This is a genomic window from Kitasatospora sp. NPDC004240 (genome assembly GCF_053603215.1).
Window position 1 is genome coordinate 1 of sequence record NZ_JBSGFD010000190.1, and the last position, 15393, is coordinate 15393.

General features: G+C 76.7%; 8 protein-coding genes. 2 read left to right on the plus strand and 6 right to left on the minus strand.

The window, feature by feature from the left end; translation table 11 throughout:
- The 6 genes from ACWEQL_RS34250 to ACWEQL_RS34275 all read right to left on the minus strand — a co-directional run.
- A partial coding sequence (locus tag ACWEQL_RS34250) for a tryptophan 7-halogenase (protein ID WP_452154287.1) occupies positions 1-903 on the minus strand: 903 nt, incomplete at its 3' end.
- Positions 903-2843, minus strand: coding sequence for a LodA/GoxA family CTQ-dependent oxidase (locus ACWEQL_RS34255; RefSeq protein ID WP_452154288.1), 1941 nt, complete (start codon positions 2841-2843; stop codon positions 903-905). The genes ACWEQL_RS34250 and ACWEQL_RS34255, both read right to left, overlap by 1 nt.
- Before the next feature lie 203 nt (positions 2844-3046).
- On the minus strand, positions 3047-3655 hold the full coding sequence (locus tag ACWEQL_RS34260; RefSeq protein WP_452154289.1) for a hypothetical protein: 609 nt from the start codon (positions 3653-3655) through the stop codon (positions 3047-3049).
- A 114-nt stretch (positions 3656-3769) separates the two neighbouring features.
- Positions 3770-4312, minus strand: a complete 543-nt coding sequence (ssuE, locus tag ACWEQL_RS34265) for an NADPH-dependent FMN reductase (RefSeq protein WP_452154290.1) — start codon at positions 4310-4312, stop codon at positions 3770-3772.
- Between the two features lie 71 nt (positions 4313-4383).
- Positions 4384-4629 (minus strand): phosphopantetheine-binding protein, encoded by a 246-nt coding sequence (locus ACWEQL_RS34270; protein WP_452154291.1) that lies wholly within the window; start codon positions 4627-4629, stop codon positions 4384-4386.
- Complete coding sequence (locus tag ACWEQL_RS34275) at positions 4626-6626, minus strand: HAD-IIIC family phosphatase (protein WP_452154292.1); 2001 nt, start codon at positions 6624-6626, stop codon at positions 4626-4628. Before ACWEQL_RS34275 ends, ACWEQL_RS34270 begins: the two co-directional genes overlap by 4 nt.
- Before the next feature lie 264 nt (positions 6627-6890).
- Here ACWEQL_RS34275 and ACWEQL_RS34280 point away from each other — a divergent pair, with 264 nt between their 5' ends.
- Both ACWEQL_RS34280 and ACWEQL_RS34285 read left to right on the plus strand, forming a co-directional pair.
- Positions 6891-7148: a hypothetical protein gene (locus ACWEQL_RS34280; RefSeq protein ID WP_452154293.1), complete on the plus strand. Its 258-nt coding sequence runs from the start codon at positions 6891-6893 to the stop codon at positions 7146-7148.
- Between the two features lie 123 nt (positions 7149-7271).
- Positions 7272-15362 carry a type I polyketide synthase gene (locus ACWEQL_RS34285; RefSeq protein WP_452154294.1) on the plus strand — a complete coding sequence of 2697 codons (8091 nt, stop codon included), beginning with the start codon at positions 7272-7274 and terminating at the stop codon, positions 15360-15362.
- Positions 15363-15393: the final 31 nt, after the last annotated feature.

Genomic DNA, 15393 nt, shown 5'->3' on the forward strand with positions numbered 1-15393 from the left:
GGCCGCGCGGGCCGCGATGTGCCCGGTGGCGCCCAGCAGCCGCAGGAAGCCGTCCCGGGTGCGCAGTTCGGGCGGCGCGAGGTCGGCGTCGGTGAAGTACGCGACCAGGCGCCGGCCGCCCGGCAGCAGCGCGGTGTACCACCAGCCGTCCTCGGCGGCCTCCACCAGCGAGGAGGTCTCGCCGGGCCGGCCGCGCGGGTCGGGGTCGAGCTCCAGGCAGGTGGCGAGCAGCCGGTCGGCCGGGCGCCCCTCCGGTGGTCCGGAAGCGGCGGCCCCGGAAGCGACGGACCCGGAGGCGGCCGGCCCGGGGCCGGACCGGGCGTCGACGGCCCGGCAGGCGGAGACCACCGCCCGGCGGCGGCCGGTGGCGTCCACCAGCCAGTCGCAGCGGACGGTGCGCTCCGCCGCCGGCACGCGCAGGGCGACCAGCCAGCCGCCGTCCGGGTGCCGGGCGGCCGGGCGGACCGCCGTACGGGCGGCGGCCTCGGCGCCGGCCGCGGCGGCCGCCTCGCGAAGCCGGCGGTCGAAGCGCGCGCGGTCCAGGTGCCAGCCCGGCCCGTTCGGGTCACGGATGAAGTCCGTGCCGTGCAGGGCGGGCGAACCCCAGGAGGACAGGTTGGCGTAGCAGGCCAGGTGGCCGGTGGCGAGCGGGAGTTCGCCGGCGCCCAGATCGCGCAGCAGTACCCGGGCGACCGACGGCAGGGCCTCGCCGACCTTGGGCGGCCCGGTGCCGGAGTCGGCGAGCAGGACCCGCCGTCCGGCCCGGGCCAGGGTGAGCGCGGCGGCGGCCCCGGCCGGGCCGCCGCCGGCGACCACCACGTCGTAGTGGCCGTCCCCGGGCCGTCCGTCCCCGGGCCGAACGTTCCCGGGCCGTCCGTCCCCGCCGGTGCGGCGGGCCGGCATCAGGCGTCGTCGCGGTGGCGCGCGACCTTGTCGATGTAACCGGCCGTGACCTCCTCGGCGGTGTAGCCGCTGACCGCGATCGCCTGCTCGATGGCGGCCGCGGCGAACGCCGGGTCGGCGGCCTGCGGGACGTGCAGGGTGACCAGGTTCTGGGTGTGCGGCACACCCGTCAGGTCGATGGACGGCGTGGACTCCACCTGGATCCGTCCGGGGAAGCCCGGGGCGCCCTCGCGGACCTCGACGATCCCCAGCCGGAACCAGTCGTCGATCATCTGGTTGAGCTGCTCGGTGTTCTGCCCGCGCAGGCCGCGCAGCCACACCGCCCGCCGCTCGAAGGCCTCCTCGCGCTCGGCGGGCGGCCGGCCCTGGTCCACCACGATCCGGTAGTCGTCCTCGGTGAGCACGTGGTTGGGCACCCGGGCGGGCCAGAAGCTCGGCAGGTAGGGGTCGTGCCGGGGGTTGAGGGCCAGCTCGTAGCCGGAGCGGCAGCTGGCGGTGTCGGCCTGCCAGGGCACGGCCATCCACCGGGTGAGGGCGCCCGGGGGCTGGGCGTACAGCGGCCCGTTGACCGAGAGCGCCTCCTCCGGGGTGAGCACCGTGCCGTACGAGGGCTCGGGCTGGTCGGCGGGGCGGTGGCGGATCCGGAACGGCGCCATGTACATCGTGGCGTGCCGGATCGGCCAGGTGACCTCGCAGCCGGGGTGGAAGGCGTCGGCGAGGCAGAAGTCCAGCGCCGCGCGGTCCAGCGCGGCCGGGCGGTCCCCGAGCGGCAGGTCGTCGAGCCCGCGCGGCGGCGGTACGGAGCCCAGCGTGTCCCAGTCGTCCTCGAACTCGCCCTGCGCCCACAGCTGGAACATCTTGTACTGGGTGGGGGAGAGCGCCATGTGCTGGAGCTCGGTGCGCGGCGGCACGGTCATGCCGTCCCCGTACAACCAGGGCCAGGGGACCGGCGAGGTGCCGTCGGTGGCGAAGTCCCGCAGCGCGTCGAAGACCACCTGGCGCAGCGGGCGGCGGGCCCTGCCGGCGTCGCTGAGCCGGGCGAGCAGCTCGGGGGTGAAGGAGTGGCCCACGCCGCCGTGGCCGAAGTGGGCGGCGAAGCCCTGGTTCACCCACTGGTGCTCGTCGAAGCGGCGCAGCACCGGGGCGATGTCCCGGGTGAAGGAGACCCGCTCGGGGAACGGCAGCGAGCCGTTGGAGACGAACACGTCGAACAGCAGGTCGTAGAGGGTGCGGATGCCCTTGAGCGCCGGTGCGTAGTTCGGCGGGGCGACCACCACCCAGGCGGGGTCGACCGGGATCTCGCGGCCGCCGACGGTGACGCTCGCGGTGACCGGGCCGTCGCCGGTGTCGTCGTGCCAACCGTCGTTGTTGGCGAAGGTGTCGACCGGGCGGCCGTCGTAGGAGGCGGACGCGCCGAAGCCGCCGAGGACCAGCAGACGGCCGTCCTCGTCGGTGCGCAGCTCGCCGAGGTAGACCTCCTTGCCCATGAACGTGCCGTTGCGGAACTGGTAGTCGGGGCCCTCGGTACGGCGGCCGGTGATGTCGATCGGGCCGCCGTCGATGATCAGGTCCTTGCGGCGGTCCCCGGTGATGTCCGCGTTGCGCAGCGCCGAGGGCTTGGCGAACACCGCGTCCGGGATGTCCAGGGCGAGTTGGAACTGGTACCAGGCGGCCTTCTGGTTCGCCAGGCGGGCCGTCCAGCGGATGTCGGCGTTGTCGGCGGTGAGTTCGGCGACGGCCTCGCCGTGTGCGTTGTAGCCGTAGATCCGGAACCGGGCCACCTCGCGCTTGATCGCGCCCGCGGCGTCCTTGTAGTAGCCGGGCTCCTGCGGGTGGGGATCGGGGACCTCGGGCGCGAGGTAGGTCTCCTCGGGGGAGTTGCCGACCCGGGCGAACCCGATGGCGGGGTGGATGGCTGCGCGGACGATTTCGTCGGACATCTGGCCTGCCTCCAGCGATGGCGATGGCGTGGACCCGTCCCCGGGGGACGGTTCGTCGGCGAAACGCTAGGGCAGGCGGGCGTGCTCCGATCGGACGGACACGACTGATCACTCGCGGGGGTTAACTCGGATGATGAGCGGCTTGTCGTGCTGGCGGGTGGTCCAGGGGTGGGCGGGTCGGTGCCCCGGCTCGGTGCCCCGGTTCAGTGCCCGCCCTTGGGCTCGACGCAGCCGCCCTCCATGTACGGGCCGTGCGGCCGGACGTCGAGCGGCGTGATCAGCCGGCCCGTCACGCAGGGGCCCGCCTCGGGGACCAGCAGGGAGAAGCCGACGCTGCCGCCCGAGGTGTACACCTGCGTGCGCTCCTTCGGGTAGCCGGCCTTCTCCAGCTCGGCCTGGAGCTCCTCGGTGCCGAGCGTGGCGGCCCGCCCGGTCCGCTGGAGCGCGGCCGTGATGCGCGCGCCGTGCGCCGTGCCCCGGCACAGCGCGGCCGGGCTGAGCGCGAGGGTCTGCTTGAAGCCGTGGTTCTCCGCGTACTTGGCCGCCATCGGGTCCACCGGGACGGCGGGCGAGCCGGTCGGCGTCGGGGTCGCGGTCGGCGTGGGCGGGTTGACGCACTTCGCGGCCACGTCCGGGAACAGCTGGTCGTGCCGGGCCAGCTCCTTCGCCGGCGCGGCGGAGCCGGTCGGCGACGAACCCGCCCCGGACGCGGATGCGGACGGCCGGCTGGCCTCGGGCGAGGTGGTGCTCACCGAGCCGCACCCGGCCACCAGCACCAGGACCACGGCCGCACCGGCCACTGCACGCTTCACGACGCCCCCCACGCTCTCGCTCCCCCGGCGGTGCGGTGCGTCGGAGCACCGCACCGCCATTGTGACGTACGCGCACGGTGGGGGCCGCGCGGGGGTCGGGCCTTTGCGGCGGGCCTATGCGGCCGCCGGGGCGCGCAGGGCGTCGGAGAAGCGGCCGACCAGATCGTCCAGGGCGGTCGCGGCGGCCGGCGCCAGGTCGGTGGCGCCGTCGGGGGTGGTGAGGATGTGGCTGTCCAGGACGAACCAGCCCTGGGTGATGTGCGCGGCGCCCATCGAGGACAGCACCGGGCGCAGCGCGTAGTCCACCGCCAGCACGTGCGCCGGGGAGCCGCCGGTGGCCAGCGGCAGGACGGTCTTCCCGGCGAGCGCGTACTGCGGCAGCAGGTCGAGCAGGCACTTCAGCAGGCCCGAGTAGGCGGCCTTGTAGACCGGGGTGCCGACCACCACCCCGTCGGCTTCGGCGAGTCGCTCGGCGATCTCCAGGACGGCGGGGTGGTGGACGTCGGAGCCGGTGAGCACCTCGGCGGGCAGCCGGCGCACCTCGACGGCGGTGACCCGATGGCCCTGCGCGTCGAGGCGGCGGGCGGCCTCGCCGAGCAGCCGGGTGGTGCGGGAGACGGCGGAGGGACTGCCGGAAAGGGTCAGGACACGGGCCATGGGAACCTCGGGAGGGAGCTGGGCGCGGCCTTCCGGGCCTGCGCCGGTGGGCTGTGGACGGGGTGGGTGCGTCAGGCGGCCGGAAGGGCGGTGGCGACCCGGTGGATCTCGGCGAGGCTGCGGGCCTCCAGCAGGTCGGGCAGCGAGAGCCGGCGGCCGGTGATCCGCTCCAGGGCGGTGAGCAGGATCAGCAGGTGGAGGGAGTCCCAGCCGGGGAGTTCGTCGAAGTCCAGGTCGGCGTCCTCCGGCCCGATGGGCAGTCCCAGTTCGTCAGCGGCCACGGTGATCAGCTCCGTCAGTCCGTCGGTGTCACTCATGCGTGCGGTCCTTCCAGGAGGCCGGCCAGGTCGGCGTCGAGCCGCAGATGGCCGGGCGGGTGCAGGGCGGTGCCCAGGTCGTGGCGGAAGGCGAGGCCGTCGTCCGTGGGCAGCCCCCCGCCGAAGCCGTAGCGGGGGAACAGGTCCTTGACGGTGCCGTTGCGCGGGGTGGGCCGGTAGTGGCCGGTGACCTCGCGCAGCCCGGCGTCGGCGGCGAGGCCGAGGACGGCGGAGAGCACCGCCTGCTCGATGCCGCGCGAGAACACCCGGCAGCTCAGCAGGAAGTTGTCGATCCGCAGCGCCCCGCCCCGACGCTCCACGAAGACCGCGCCCACCAGCCCGTTGTCGCCGAACCGGTCGGCGGAGCGTACGGTCAGCACCCCGGAGCCCTCGGCGGCGGCGTACGCGGCCACCTCGGCGGGCTGCAGCCGGTGCGTGGTGAGGTTGAACTGATTGGTGCGCAGGGTGAGTTGCGAGACCCGGGGGAGCTCCTCGGGTGCCACCGGCCGCAGCCGGACCCGTACGCCCAGCTCGGTCAGGTAGTCGGCGAGCGAGTCGAAGCCCTGGAGGAAGTCACTGCGGGCCACCTCGCCCCGGTAGAGCTCGGTACGGGCGCGGTCCTCGCCGGTCAGCCGCCGTACGTCGAACCAGCCGTCGGCGAGCAGCCGTTCGATGTGCAGGGCCGGCTCCTCGTCCACGGCGACGACCGCGACCTCGGGCAACTCCCGGCGGACCAGGCCACGTTCGAAGGGCGAGTCGTCCACGAAGACGAAGCCGGAGGTGCCCAGGTTGAGCGCCTCGGCGAGGGCCCGGATGCTGTCCGACTTGGGCCGCCAGTCGGCCGTGACCCGGACGAAGTCCTCCTCGCGCAGGGTGCTGTCGGGATGGTCCCGCAGGACGCCGAGCACCGGCTCGCGGTCGTTCTTGCTGACGGCGGCCAGCAGCACGCCCTGGGAGCCGATCTGCTTCACCACCCGCTGGAACGCCCGGAACGCCTCGCCCCGGTAACCGCCGGCGAGTTCGATGCCCTCCGGCCCGTCGTCGCCGAGGATCCCGCCCCACAGCGTCTGGTCCAGGTCCAGCACCAGGACCTTGCGGGTGAGCCCCGCCACGTGGCGGGCCAGATGACCGGCCTCGCGGGCGTAGGCGGCGAGCAGCGGCTCGGAGAGGTGCGCCTTGGCGTAGACGTCCAGGCGCGGATCGGTGGCCGGGACGCCCTCGGCGAGCAGCGGGTCCAGGTCGAGGACCACCACGGAGGCGTTCTCCTCGCCGATCCGCAGCAGCCGGGCGTTGGCCTCCCGCCAGAGCGCGCCGAGCGCGGCCCGGGAACGGTGGTCGACCAGCTGGGCGGTGTGACGGCGGGGCAGCGGAAGGGTGTTGAGGACGAGCACGCCGCGCGAGGTGTCGGCGAACCGGGCCGCCAGCTTCTCGATGAGCGCGGTCTTCGCGTCCAGCACGCGGGCCGCGTCCTCGGGCCGCCAGGGCAGCGGGACCTCGTCGAAGACCACGGCCGGGTCCAGCAGGCAGAGCGCCAGATCGGGGTCGGCCGCGTAGAGCGCGCTGCCCGGGTCCGACAGCTCGAACACCCAGCTGTCGAAGGCCCCCTGGTACGGGCGCAGCAGCAGACCGTGCCGGGCCAGCTCGCCGGTGAGCGGCCCCAGCAGCGGGCCGAGGGTGCCGTGGCCGACCACGGCCACGGTCAGGGCGGTGGTGGCGGGGTGGGCGGCCAGCACCTCGTCCGGGTCGAGACCGGCCAGGATCCGGCCCGCGTGCGCGGTCAGCCGGGCGTCGGCGCCGTCGAGCAGGCCGCGGACGGCGGGGTACTCGGCGGCGAGCCGCCCCCGGCGGCGGAGGTCGAGCAGGGTGCGCGCCGGGTCGGGGGGCGGGGTGGGGGCCGGGGCGGTGGTGGTGGGCCCGTGGGTGGACCGCTCGCCGTCGGCCGGGCCGGCGGTGGGTGGCTCGCCGGCGGTCGGTCCGGGGCTCGCGGTCGTCTCCATCGGGTCCTCTCCGGGTGCTGGGGGGACGGGGGTGCGGGGCCGGGGTCGGCCGTGGGCCCATCGTGGGCGGGGCGGCTGAAGCCGGGCTGAATCGCCCCGGGGTGCCCGAGCTGTTTTGGCCCTGGTTGAGGGGGAGTTCAGTGGCCCCCCGGAGGGTGGGCCGACGCACCTGCGCCGCGGTGTCGATCGCGCCGGAACACGGCCGACCCCGATCGCGCCGGAGTACGTCCGATCCGAGAGACCCAGACCCCGGAGGGCACCGCTGTGGGACCGCTGCGACCGACAGGACCGCCCCGCCCGCGCCGCCTCGGGCGCTGGCTGCTGCGGCACGTCCTGCTGCCGATGCGCTGGTTCGCCGTGGGGTGGGCCCCGATGCCGCCCTTCGAGGGCGCCGAGTGGCTCGACCCCGAGCCGCCGGCCCGCCCGGGCCCGAGGGCCGTCCACCCCGAGCGGCTGATGACCGGCGTGCCGCCCACCCCCGTCGAACGGGAGCTGTGGGAGCGCCTGGCCGGCCTCTCCTGAGGTCCTCCGCCACCGTCCGACGTTCAGGGGCGGTTTAGCCGCCCCTCCGACCATGACCGCACGGGCGGGGCCCCGGCGTCGTCCGGGCCCGCCGAAGCCTCGACGAGGAGTACGCACCCCGCGATGACCGCCAAGCCCGAGCACTCCGCCGCCGCCCCCGCCCCCGCCGCCGGTACGTCCGGCTCCGCGCCCGTCCCGTCCGCCCCGGGCACCCGGGCCGCCCAGGTGCCGCCGGGCGCCGTCGCCGTGGTCGGCCTCGCCTGCCGGCTGCCGGGGGCGCCCGGGCCGCGGGCGTTCTGGCAGCTGCTGCGCGAGGGCCGGGACGCCGTCGGCGAGCCGCCCGCCGACCGGTGGCCGCCGGACGACGGCGGGGGTGTGCCGCGCGCGGGCGCCTTCCTGGAGCGGATCGACACCTTCGACGCCGGCTTCTTCGGCATCTCGCCGCGCGAGGCCGCCGCGATGGACCCGCAGCAGCGGCTGGTGCTGGAGCTGGGCTGGGAGGTCCTGGAGGACGCGGGCACCGTGCCCGCGCGGCTGCGCGGCAGCCGTACCGGCGTCTTCGTCGGTGCCTTCCTCGACGACTACGCCGCCCTGGCGCACCGGCGCGGCCCGGCGGGCGTCGACCGCCACACCCTGACCGGCCTCAACCGGGGCATGCTCGCCAACCGGCTCTCCTACCAGCTCGGCCTGCGCGGGCCCAGCCTGACCGTGGACAGCGCCCAGTCCTCCTCGCTGCTCGCCGTCCACCTGGCCTGCGAGAGCCTGCGCGGCGGCGAGTCCGAGCTCGCCGTGGCGCTGGGGGTCAACCTGATCGCCGGGCCCGACAGCACCCTCGGCGCCGCCCGCTTCGGCGGGCTCTCGCCGACCGGCCGCAGCCGGCCGTTCGACGCCGCCGCCGACGGCTACGTGCGCGGCGAGGGCGGTGTCGCCGTCCTGCTCAAGCCACTGGCCAGGGCCCTGGCCGACGGCGACCCGGTGTACGCGGTCCTCCTCGGCAGCGCCACCGGCAACGACGGCGCCACCGACGGCCTCACCGTGCCCGGCGCCGACGGCCAGGCCCAGGTGCTGGCGGCCGCCTACCGGCAGGCCGGGGTGGACCCGGCCCGGGTCCAGTACGTCGAACTGCACGGCACCGGCACGGCCGTCGGCGACCCGGTCGAGGCCGCCGCACTCGGCCGGGTGCTCGGGGCGGGCCGCGACGCCGACCGCCCGCTGCTGGTCGGCTCCGCGAAGAGCAACGTCGGCCACCTGGAGGGCGCGGCGGGCCTGGTCGGCCTGCTCAAGACCGTCCTGTCGCTGCACCACCGCACCCTGCCGCCGACCCCGTACCACGAGCACCCCAACCCGGCGATCGACCTGGACGGGCTGCGGCTGCGGGTCGTCACCGAGCTCACCCCCTGGCCGTCCACCGACGCGCCGTCCACCGAGGGGACGGACGCCGAGGGGACGGACGCCGAGGCGGTGGGCGGCGAGGCGGTGGGCGGTGAGGGCGCGGCGCTGGCCGGCGTCAGCTCCTTCGGGATGGGCGGCACCGACGTCCACGTGGTGCTCACCCGGGCCCCCGGCGCACCGGCGCTGCCCGAGAGCACCCCGGCCGTACCCGAGGACGAACCGCTCGCGCCGCCCGTACCCGTCCTGCTCTCCGGCCGCGGCCCGCAGGCCCTGCGCGGCCAGGCCGCCGCGCTCCGCGCCCACCTGACGGACCGTCCCGACCTCGGCCCCGCCGAGCTCGCCGGGCCGCTCGCCACCACCCGCACCGCCTTCGAGGACCGGGCGGTGCTGGTCGCCGCCGACCGTGCCGCGCTGCTCCCCGCCCTGGACGCGCTCGCCGCCGGCGAGGACGCGCCCGGCCTGACCACCGGCACGGCGGGCACCGCCGGCGGCACCGCCTTCCTCTTCCCCGGCCAGGGCAGCCAGCGCCCGGGCGCCGGACGCGAGCTGTACCGCCGCTTCCCGGCCTTCGCCCGGGCGCTGGACGAGACCGTGGCCGCCCTCGACCCGCACCTGGATCGCCCGCTCGGCGCCCTGCTGTTCGCCGAACCCGGCAGTGTCGAGGGCGAGTTGCTGGACCGCACCGAGTACACCCAGCCCGCGCTGTTCGCCCTCGGCACCGCGCTCCACGCCCTGCTGCGCTCCTGGGGCGTGACGCCCCACGCCGTCGCCGGGCACTCGATCGGCGAGATCGCCGCCGCCCACGCCGCCGGGGTGCTCACCCTCGCCGACGCCGCCACGCTGATCACCGCCCGGGGCCGGCTGATGGCCGCGCTGCCCGCCGGCGGCGCCATGGTCGCGGTGGAGGCCACGGAGGAGGAGGTCCTGCCGCTGCTGGCCGGCCTGGAGGAGGCGGTGGGCCTCGCCGCCGTCAACGGGCCGCGCGCCGTGGTGCTCTCCGGCGAGGAGGCAGCGGTCCTGGCCGTCGCCGCGCGCATCGCCGACCTCGGCCGACGGACCCGCCGGCTGCGGGTCAGCCATGCCTTCCACTCGCCGCTGATGACGCCCGCGCTGGCCGAGTTCCGCGAGGTCGCGGCCGGACTGTCGTACGCGGAGCCGCGGTTGCCGCTGGTCTCCACCCTCACCGGCCGGCCGGTCGGCGCCGAGACCCTCGCCGATCCGGACCACTGGGTGCGCCACGCCCGGGAGGCCGTCCGCTTCGCCGACGGCGTCCGCGCCCTGCACGGGCTCGGCGTACGCACCCACCTCGAACTCGGGCCCGACGCCGTGCTCGGCGCCCTCGCCCGGGACACCGCCGCGGCCGACGGCCTGGGCGCCGAGGTCGCCGGGGCCGCCCTGCTGCGCCGCGGGCGCCCGGAGGAGGTCACCGCACTGGGCGCGCTCGGCCTGCTGCACGTCCGCGGCGGCGAGGTCGACTGGCCGGGGCTCCTCGGCGCCGCCGACCCGGTGGCGGCCCGCGCCGTGGGGCTGCCCACGTACGCCTTCCAGCGCGAGCGGCACTGGCTGGCCGCCGGGCCGGAGGCCGAGGCCGAGGCCCCGGCCGCTTTGGCGCCTGCCGCCGTGGTCCCTGCCCCCGCGACCCCTGCCGCGAGGCGTCCGGACCGGGACCTGCTGGAGCTGGTCCGGGCCCAGGCCGCCGTGGTGCTCGGCCACGTCACCCCGCACACCCTCGGCGGCGGCCGCACCTTCAAGGACCTCGGCCTGGACTCCCTCGGCGCGGTCGAACTCCGTGACCGGCTGGCCTCGGCCACCGGCCTCGACCTGCCCGCCTCCGTCGTCTACGACCACCCCACCCCCGAGGCGCTCGCCGAGCGGCTGCGCGGCGAGGAGCGGGCCGAGCCCGCCGGGCCGGCCGCGGCGGCGGAGGCGGTGGACGAGCCGATCGCGATCGTCGGGATGGCCTGCCGCTACCCGGGCGGGGTGGCCTCGCCGGAGGACCTGTGGCGGCTGGTCGCGGAGGGCAGGGACGCCATTTCCGGCTTCCCGACCGACCGCGGCTGGGACCTCGACGCGCTCTACGACCCCGACCCCGACCACCCCGGCACCGCCTACACCCGCCACGGCGGCTTCCTGGAGACGGCCGGCGGCTTCGACGCCGAGTTCTTCGGGATCTCGCCGCGCGAGGCCGCCGCGATGGACCCGCAGCAGCGGCTGCTGCTGGAGTCCTCCTGGGAGGCCCTGGAGCGGGCCGGTATCGACCCGGCGGGCCTGCGCGGCAGCGCGAGCGGCGTGTACGTCGGCGCCACCGCCATGGAGTACGGGCCCCGGCTGCACGAGGGCGCCGCGGGCTCGGACGGCTACGTCCTGACGGGCAGCACCACGAGCGTGATCTCCGGCCGCGTCGCGTACGCGCTGGGCCTGGAGGGCCCGGCGGTCACCGTCGACACGGCCTGCTCCTCCTCGCTGGTCGCCCTGCACCAGGCCGTCCACGCGCTGCGCCGCGGTGAGGTCGGTCTCGCACTGGCCGGCGGGGTCACGGTCATGGCGACCCCTGGCATGTTCGTGGAGTTCAGCCGTCAGCGCGGGCTGTCGGCGGACGGCCGCTGCAAGCCGTTCGGGGCCGGTGCCGACGGCACCGGCTGGAGCGAGGGTGTGGGTGTGCTGGTGCTGGAGCGGCTGTCGGACGCGCGGGCGAACGGGCACCGGGTGCTCGCCGTGGTGCGCGGCTCGGCGGTGAACCAGGACGGGGCCAGCAACGGTCTGACCGCGCCCAACGGGCCCTCGCAGGAGCGGGTGATCCGGGCGGCGCTGGCCGGTGCCGGTCTCACCGCGGCCGATGTGGACGCGGTGGAGGCGCACGGGACGGGCACCCGGCTCGGTGACCCGATCGAGGCGCAGGCGCTGCTGGCCACGTACGGGCGGGAGCGCTCTGTGGAACGGCCGCTCTGGCTGGGTTCGTTGAAGTCCAACATCGGGCACACCCAGGCGGCGGCCGGGGTCGGCGGTGTGATCAAGATGGTGCGGGCGATGGCCGAGGGTGTCCTGCCGGCCTCGTTGCACTCGGCGGAGCCGTCGCCCCTGGTCGACTGGTCGGCGGGTGCGGTGGAACTGCTCACCGAGGCGCGGGGGTGGCCGGAGGTGGGGCGTCCGCGGCGGGCGGCGGTGTCCTCGTTCGGGATCAGCGGGACCAACGCGCACGTGATCCTGGAGCAGCCGCCGGTTGTGCCAGAGCTCGCTGTGGAGGCTGCTCCGGTGGTGGTGGCGTGGCCGGTGTCGGCGCGTTCGGAGGCGGCGTTGCGGGAGCAGGCGGCGCGGCTGCTGGTCTTTGCCGAGGAGCGTCCGGAGCTTGAACCGGCCTCGGTGGGGCGGGCGTTGGCGTTGACGCGGTCGTCGTTCGAGCGGCGGGCCGTGGTGCTGGGCGCCGGGCGTGCCGAACTCCTTGACGGGTTGCGGGCGTTGGCCGAAGGCTCCGAGTCGTCGGGGTTGGTGCGGGGTGAGGCGCTGGGTGGTCGGACGGCGTTCGTGTTCACCGGTCAGGGCAGCCAGCGCGTCGGTATGGGACGGGAGTTGTACGAGGCGTTCCCGGTGTACGCGGCCGCGTTCGACGAGGTGGCGGAGGCCTTCGGGCCGTACCTGGAGCGGTCGCTGAGCGAGGTGGTGTTCGAGGAGACCGGCCTGCTGGACCGTACCGCGTACACCCAGCCCGCGCTGTTCGCCGTCGAGACCGCCCTCGTCCGCCTGCTGGAGTCGCGCGGGCTGTTCCCCGACCTGGTGGCGGGGCATTCGATCGGCGGTGTGGTGGCGGCGCATGTGGCCGGGGTGTTCTCGCTGGAGGACGCGGCGGCGTTGGTGGCCGCGCGTGGCCGGCTGATGGAGTCGGCGCGGGCGGGCGGGGCGATGGCCGCGATCGAGGCGAGTGAGGAGGAGTTGCTGCCCGAACTGGCGGGTCGTGAGGAGGTGTTGTCGCTGGCGGCGGTCAACGGCCGGCGTTCGGTGGTGATCTCGGGCGACGAGGACGCCGTCGTGGCGCTCGCCGACGCCTGGCGGGAGCGAGGGCGCCGTACGAGGAGATTGACGGTCAGTCACGCCTTCCACTCGCCGCACATGGACGAGGTGCTGGCCGCGTTCGCCGAGGCCGCCGCGACGGTGGAGTTCCGCGAGCCGGTGATCCCGGTGGTCTCCGACGTCACCGGCAGGCTCGCCACGGCCGCGGAACTGGCCGAACCCGGCTACTGGGCCGGGCACATCCGCTCCGCCGTCCGCTTCCACGACGCCGTCCGCACCCTCCACGAGCAGGGTGCGTCGACGATCATCGAGGTGGGACCGGACGCCGTCCTCACCGCGCTCGTCCGGGACGCCCTGGACGACGACGCCCTGGACGACGGCGCGCTGGACGACGGCGCCCGGACCGCCGCCGTCCCGCTGCTGCGCCGCGACCAGCCGGAGGCTCGGGCCCTGGCCGCCGCGCTCGCCCGCGCGCACACCGCGGGCGCCCCCGCCGAGGTGCTGGTGCCGCCGGGCTCCGGTCCGGTCCGGCACCTCGACCTGCCCACCTACGCCTTCCAGCACACCCACTACTGGTCCGCCCCGCGCCGGCCCGCCGACGCCACCGCCCTGGGGCTCTCCGCGGCCGGGCACCCGCTGCTCGCGGCCGCCGTCGGACTCGCCGACGACGGCGGGCTGCTGCTCACCGGACGGATCTCGCTCGCCGACCGGCCGTGGCTCGCCGACCACGACATCCTCGGCACGCCCCTGCTGCCGGGCACGGCGTTCCTGGAACTCGCCCTCGCGGCGGCCGGCCGGCTCGGCGCCGCCGGGGTCGAGGAGCTGACCCTGCACGCCCCGCTGCCGCTGCCCGTCGGCGGCTCGGTCCAACTCCAGATCGCCGTCGGCCCGTCGGACGCGCGGGGCCGGCGCACCCTCGCCGTCCACGCCCGGCCCCAGCGGCCCGGCCAGGAGCCCCAGGACGACACCGAGGGCTGGACCCGGCACGCCGACGGTCTGCTCACCGAGGCCCCCGCCACCCCGGTGGCCACCGTGACCGCCTGGCCGCCGGCCGGCGCCGAACCGCTGGACGTCGACGCGCTGTACGGGCGGCTGCTCGCCCACGGCTACGCGTACGGCCCGGCCTTCCAGGGCGTGCGCGCGGCCTGGCGGCGCGGCGCCGAGCTGTTCGCCGAGCTCGCGCTCACCGAGGACCAGGCCCGTGAGGCCGCCGACTACGGCGTCCACCCGGCGCTGCTGGACGCCGCCCTGCACCCGCTGGTCGATGCCGAGGCCGCCGGGCGGGACACCGCGACCGCCGGACTGCCGCTGCCGTTCTCCTTCGGCGCCGTCCGGCTGCACGCCGAGGGCCCGGACCTGCTGCGGGTCCACTGGGCACCCGTCGAGGGCGGCGCCGCGCTCAGCGCCGCCGACGCCGAGGGCCGGCCGGTGCTGTCGATCGGCGCGCTGGCCCTGCGCGGCGCCCCGCTCGCGGCCGCCCCGGCGGCCGACGGCCAGGGCGGCGCGCTGCACCGGGTCGACTGGCTGCCGCTGCCGCTGCCGCTGCCGCTGCCCGCCGCGCCGGACGTCCCCGGCCGGACGCTGGTGCTCGGTGCGGCTCCGGAGGGCCTCGCCGACCTGCCCGCCGTGCCCGACCTGGGGGCGCTGCTGGCCGGCCTGGACGCCGGCGAGGCCGTTCCCGGCCTGGTCCTCGCCTTCCTGCCCCAGGCCGATACCTCCCGGGCCGACGCCTCCCCGGCGGACCGGGACGTCCCCGCGGCCGCCCGCGCCGCCGCCCGTACCGCGCTGGACCTCGCGCAGCGCTGGCTCGCCGAGGACCGGTTGGAGGGCAGCCGGCTGGCGCTGGTCACCCGGCACGCGCTCGGCGCCCGGCCCGGGGACACCGTGGCCGACCCGGCCGCCGCCACCGTCTGGGGCCTGCTGCGCAGCGCGCAGAGCGAACGGCCCGACCGGCTGCAACTCGCCGACCTGGACGACGATCCCGCCTCGCCCGCCGCCCTCCCGGCCGCGCTGGCCACGGCGGCGCCCCAGCTCGCCCTGCGCGGGGGAGCGGCGCTGACGCCCGTCCTCGCGCAGGTGGCCGCCGTCCGGGAGCCCGGGACGGGCCCGGACCTCGCCCGGGGTACCGTCCTGATCACCGGTGGCACCGGCGGCCTCGGCGTCCTGCTGGCCCGTCACCTGGTCGCCCGGCACGGGGTGCGCCACCTGCTGCTGGTCAGCCGCCGCGGACCGGCCGCCGAGGGAGCGGACGCCCTGGCCGAGGAGCTGGCCGCCCGGGGCGCGGAGGTCCGCTTCGCGGCCGCCGACACCGGTGACCGGGCGCAGCTCGCCGCCGCGCTGGCCACCGTGCCGGCCGACCGGCCGCTGAGCGCGGTCCTGCACCTGGCGGGTGTGCTCGACGACGGCGCGTTCACCGGCCTGGACGGCGACCGGCTGGACCGGGTGCTGCGCCCGAAGGCCGACGCCGCCTGGCATCTGCACGAGCTGACCGCCGGGCTCGACCTCGCGGCCTTCGTGCTGTTCTCCTCCGTCTCCGGGATCACCGGCACCGCCGGCCAGGGCGGCTACGCGGCCGCCAACGCCTTCCTGGACGCGCTCGCCCAGCACCGCCGGGCCCTCGGCCTGCCCGCCACCTCGCTGGCCTGGTCGCTCTGGGCGCAGGAGGAGGGCATGGCCGGCGCCCTGGATGCGGCGGGCCTGCGCCGCTGGGCGCTCAGCGGCCTGCCGCCGCTGGAGACCGGGCGCGGCCTGGACCCCGACGGGGCCCGGTACCGGGTTCGGCCCGGAGTTGAGCGCCTTCGCGACGGTTCGCTGTGAGAACCCATCCGCGACGCAGCTCACGATGTGC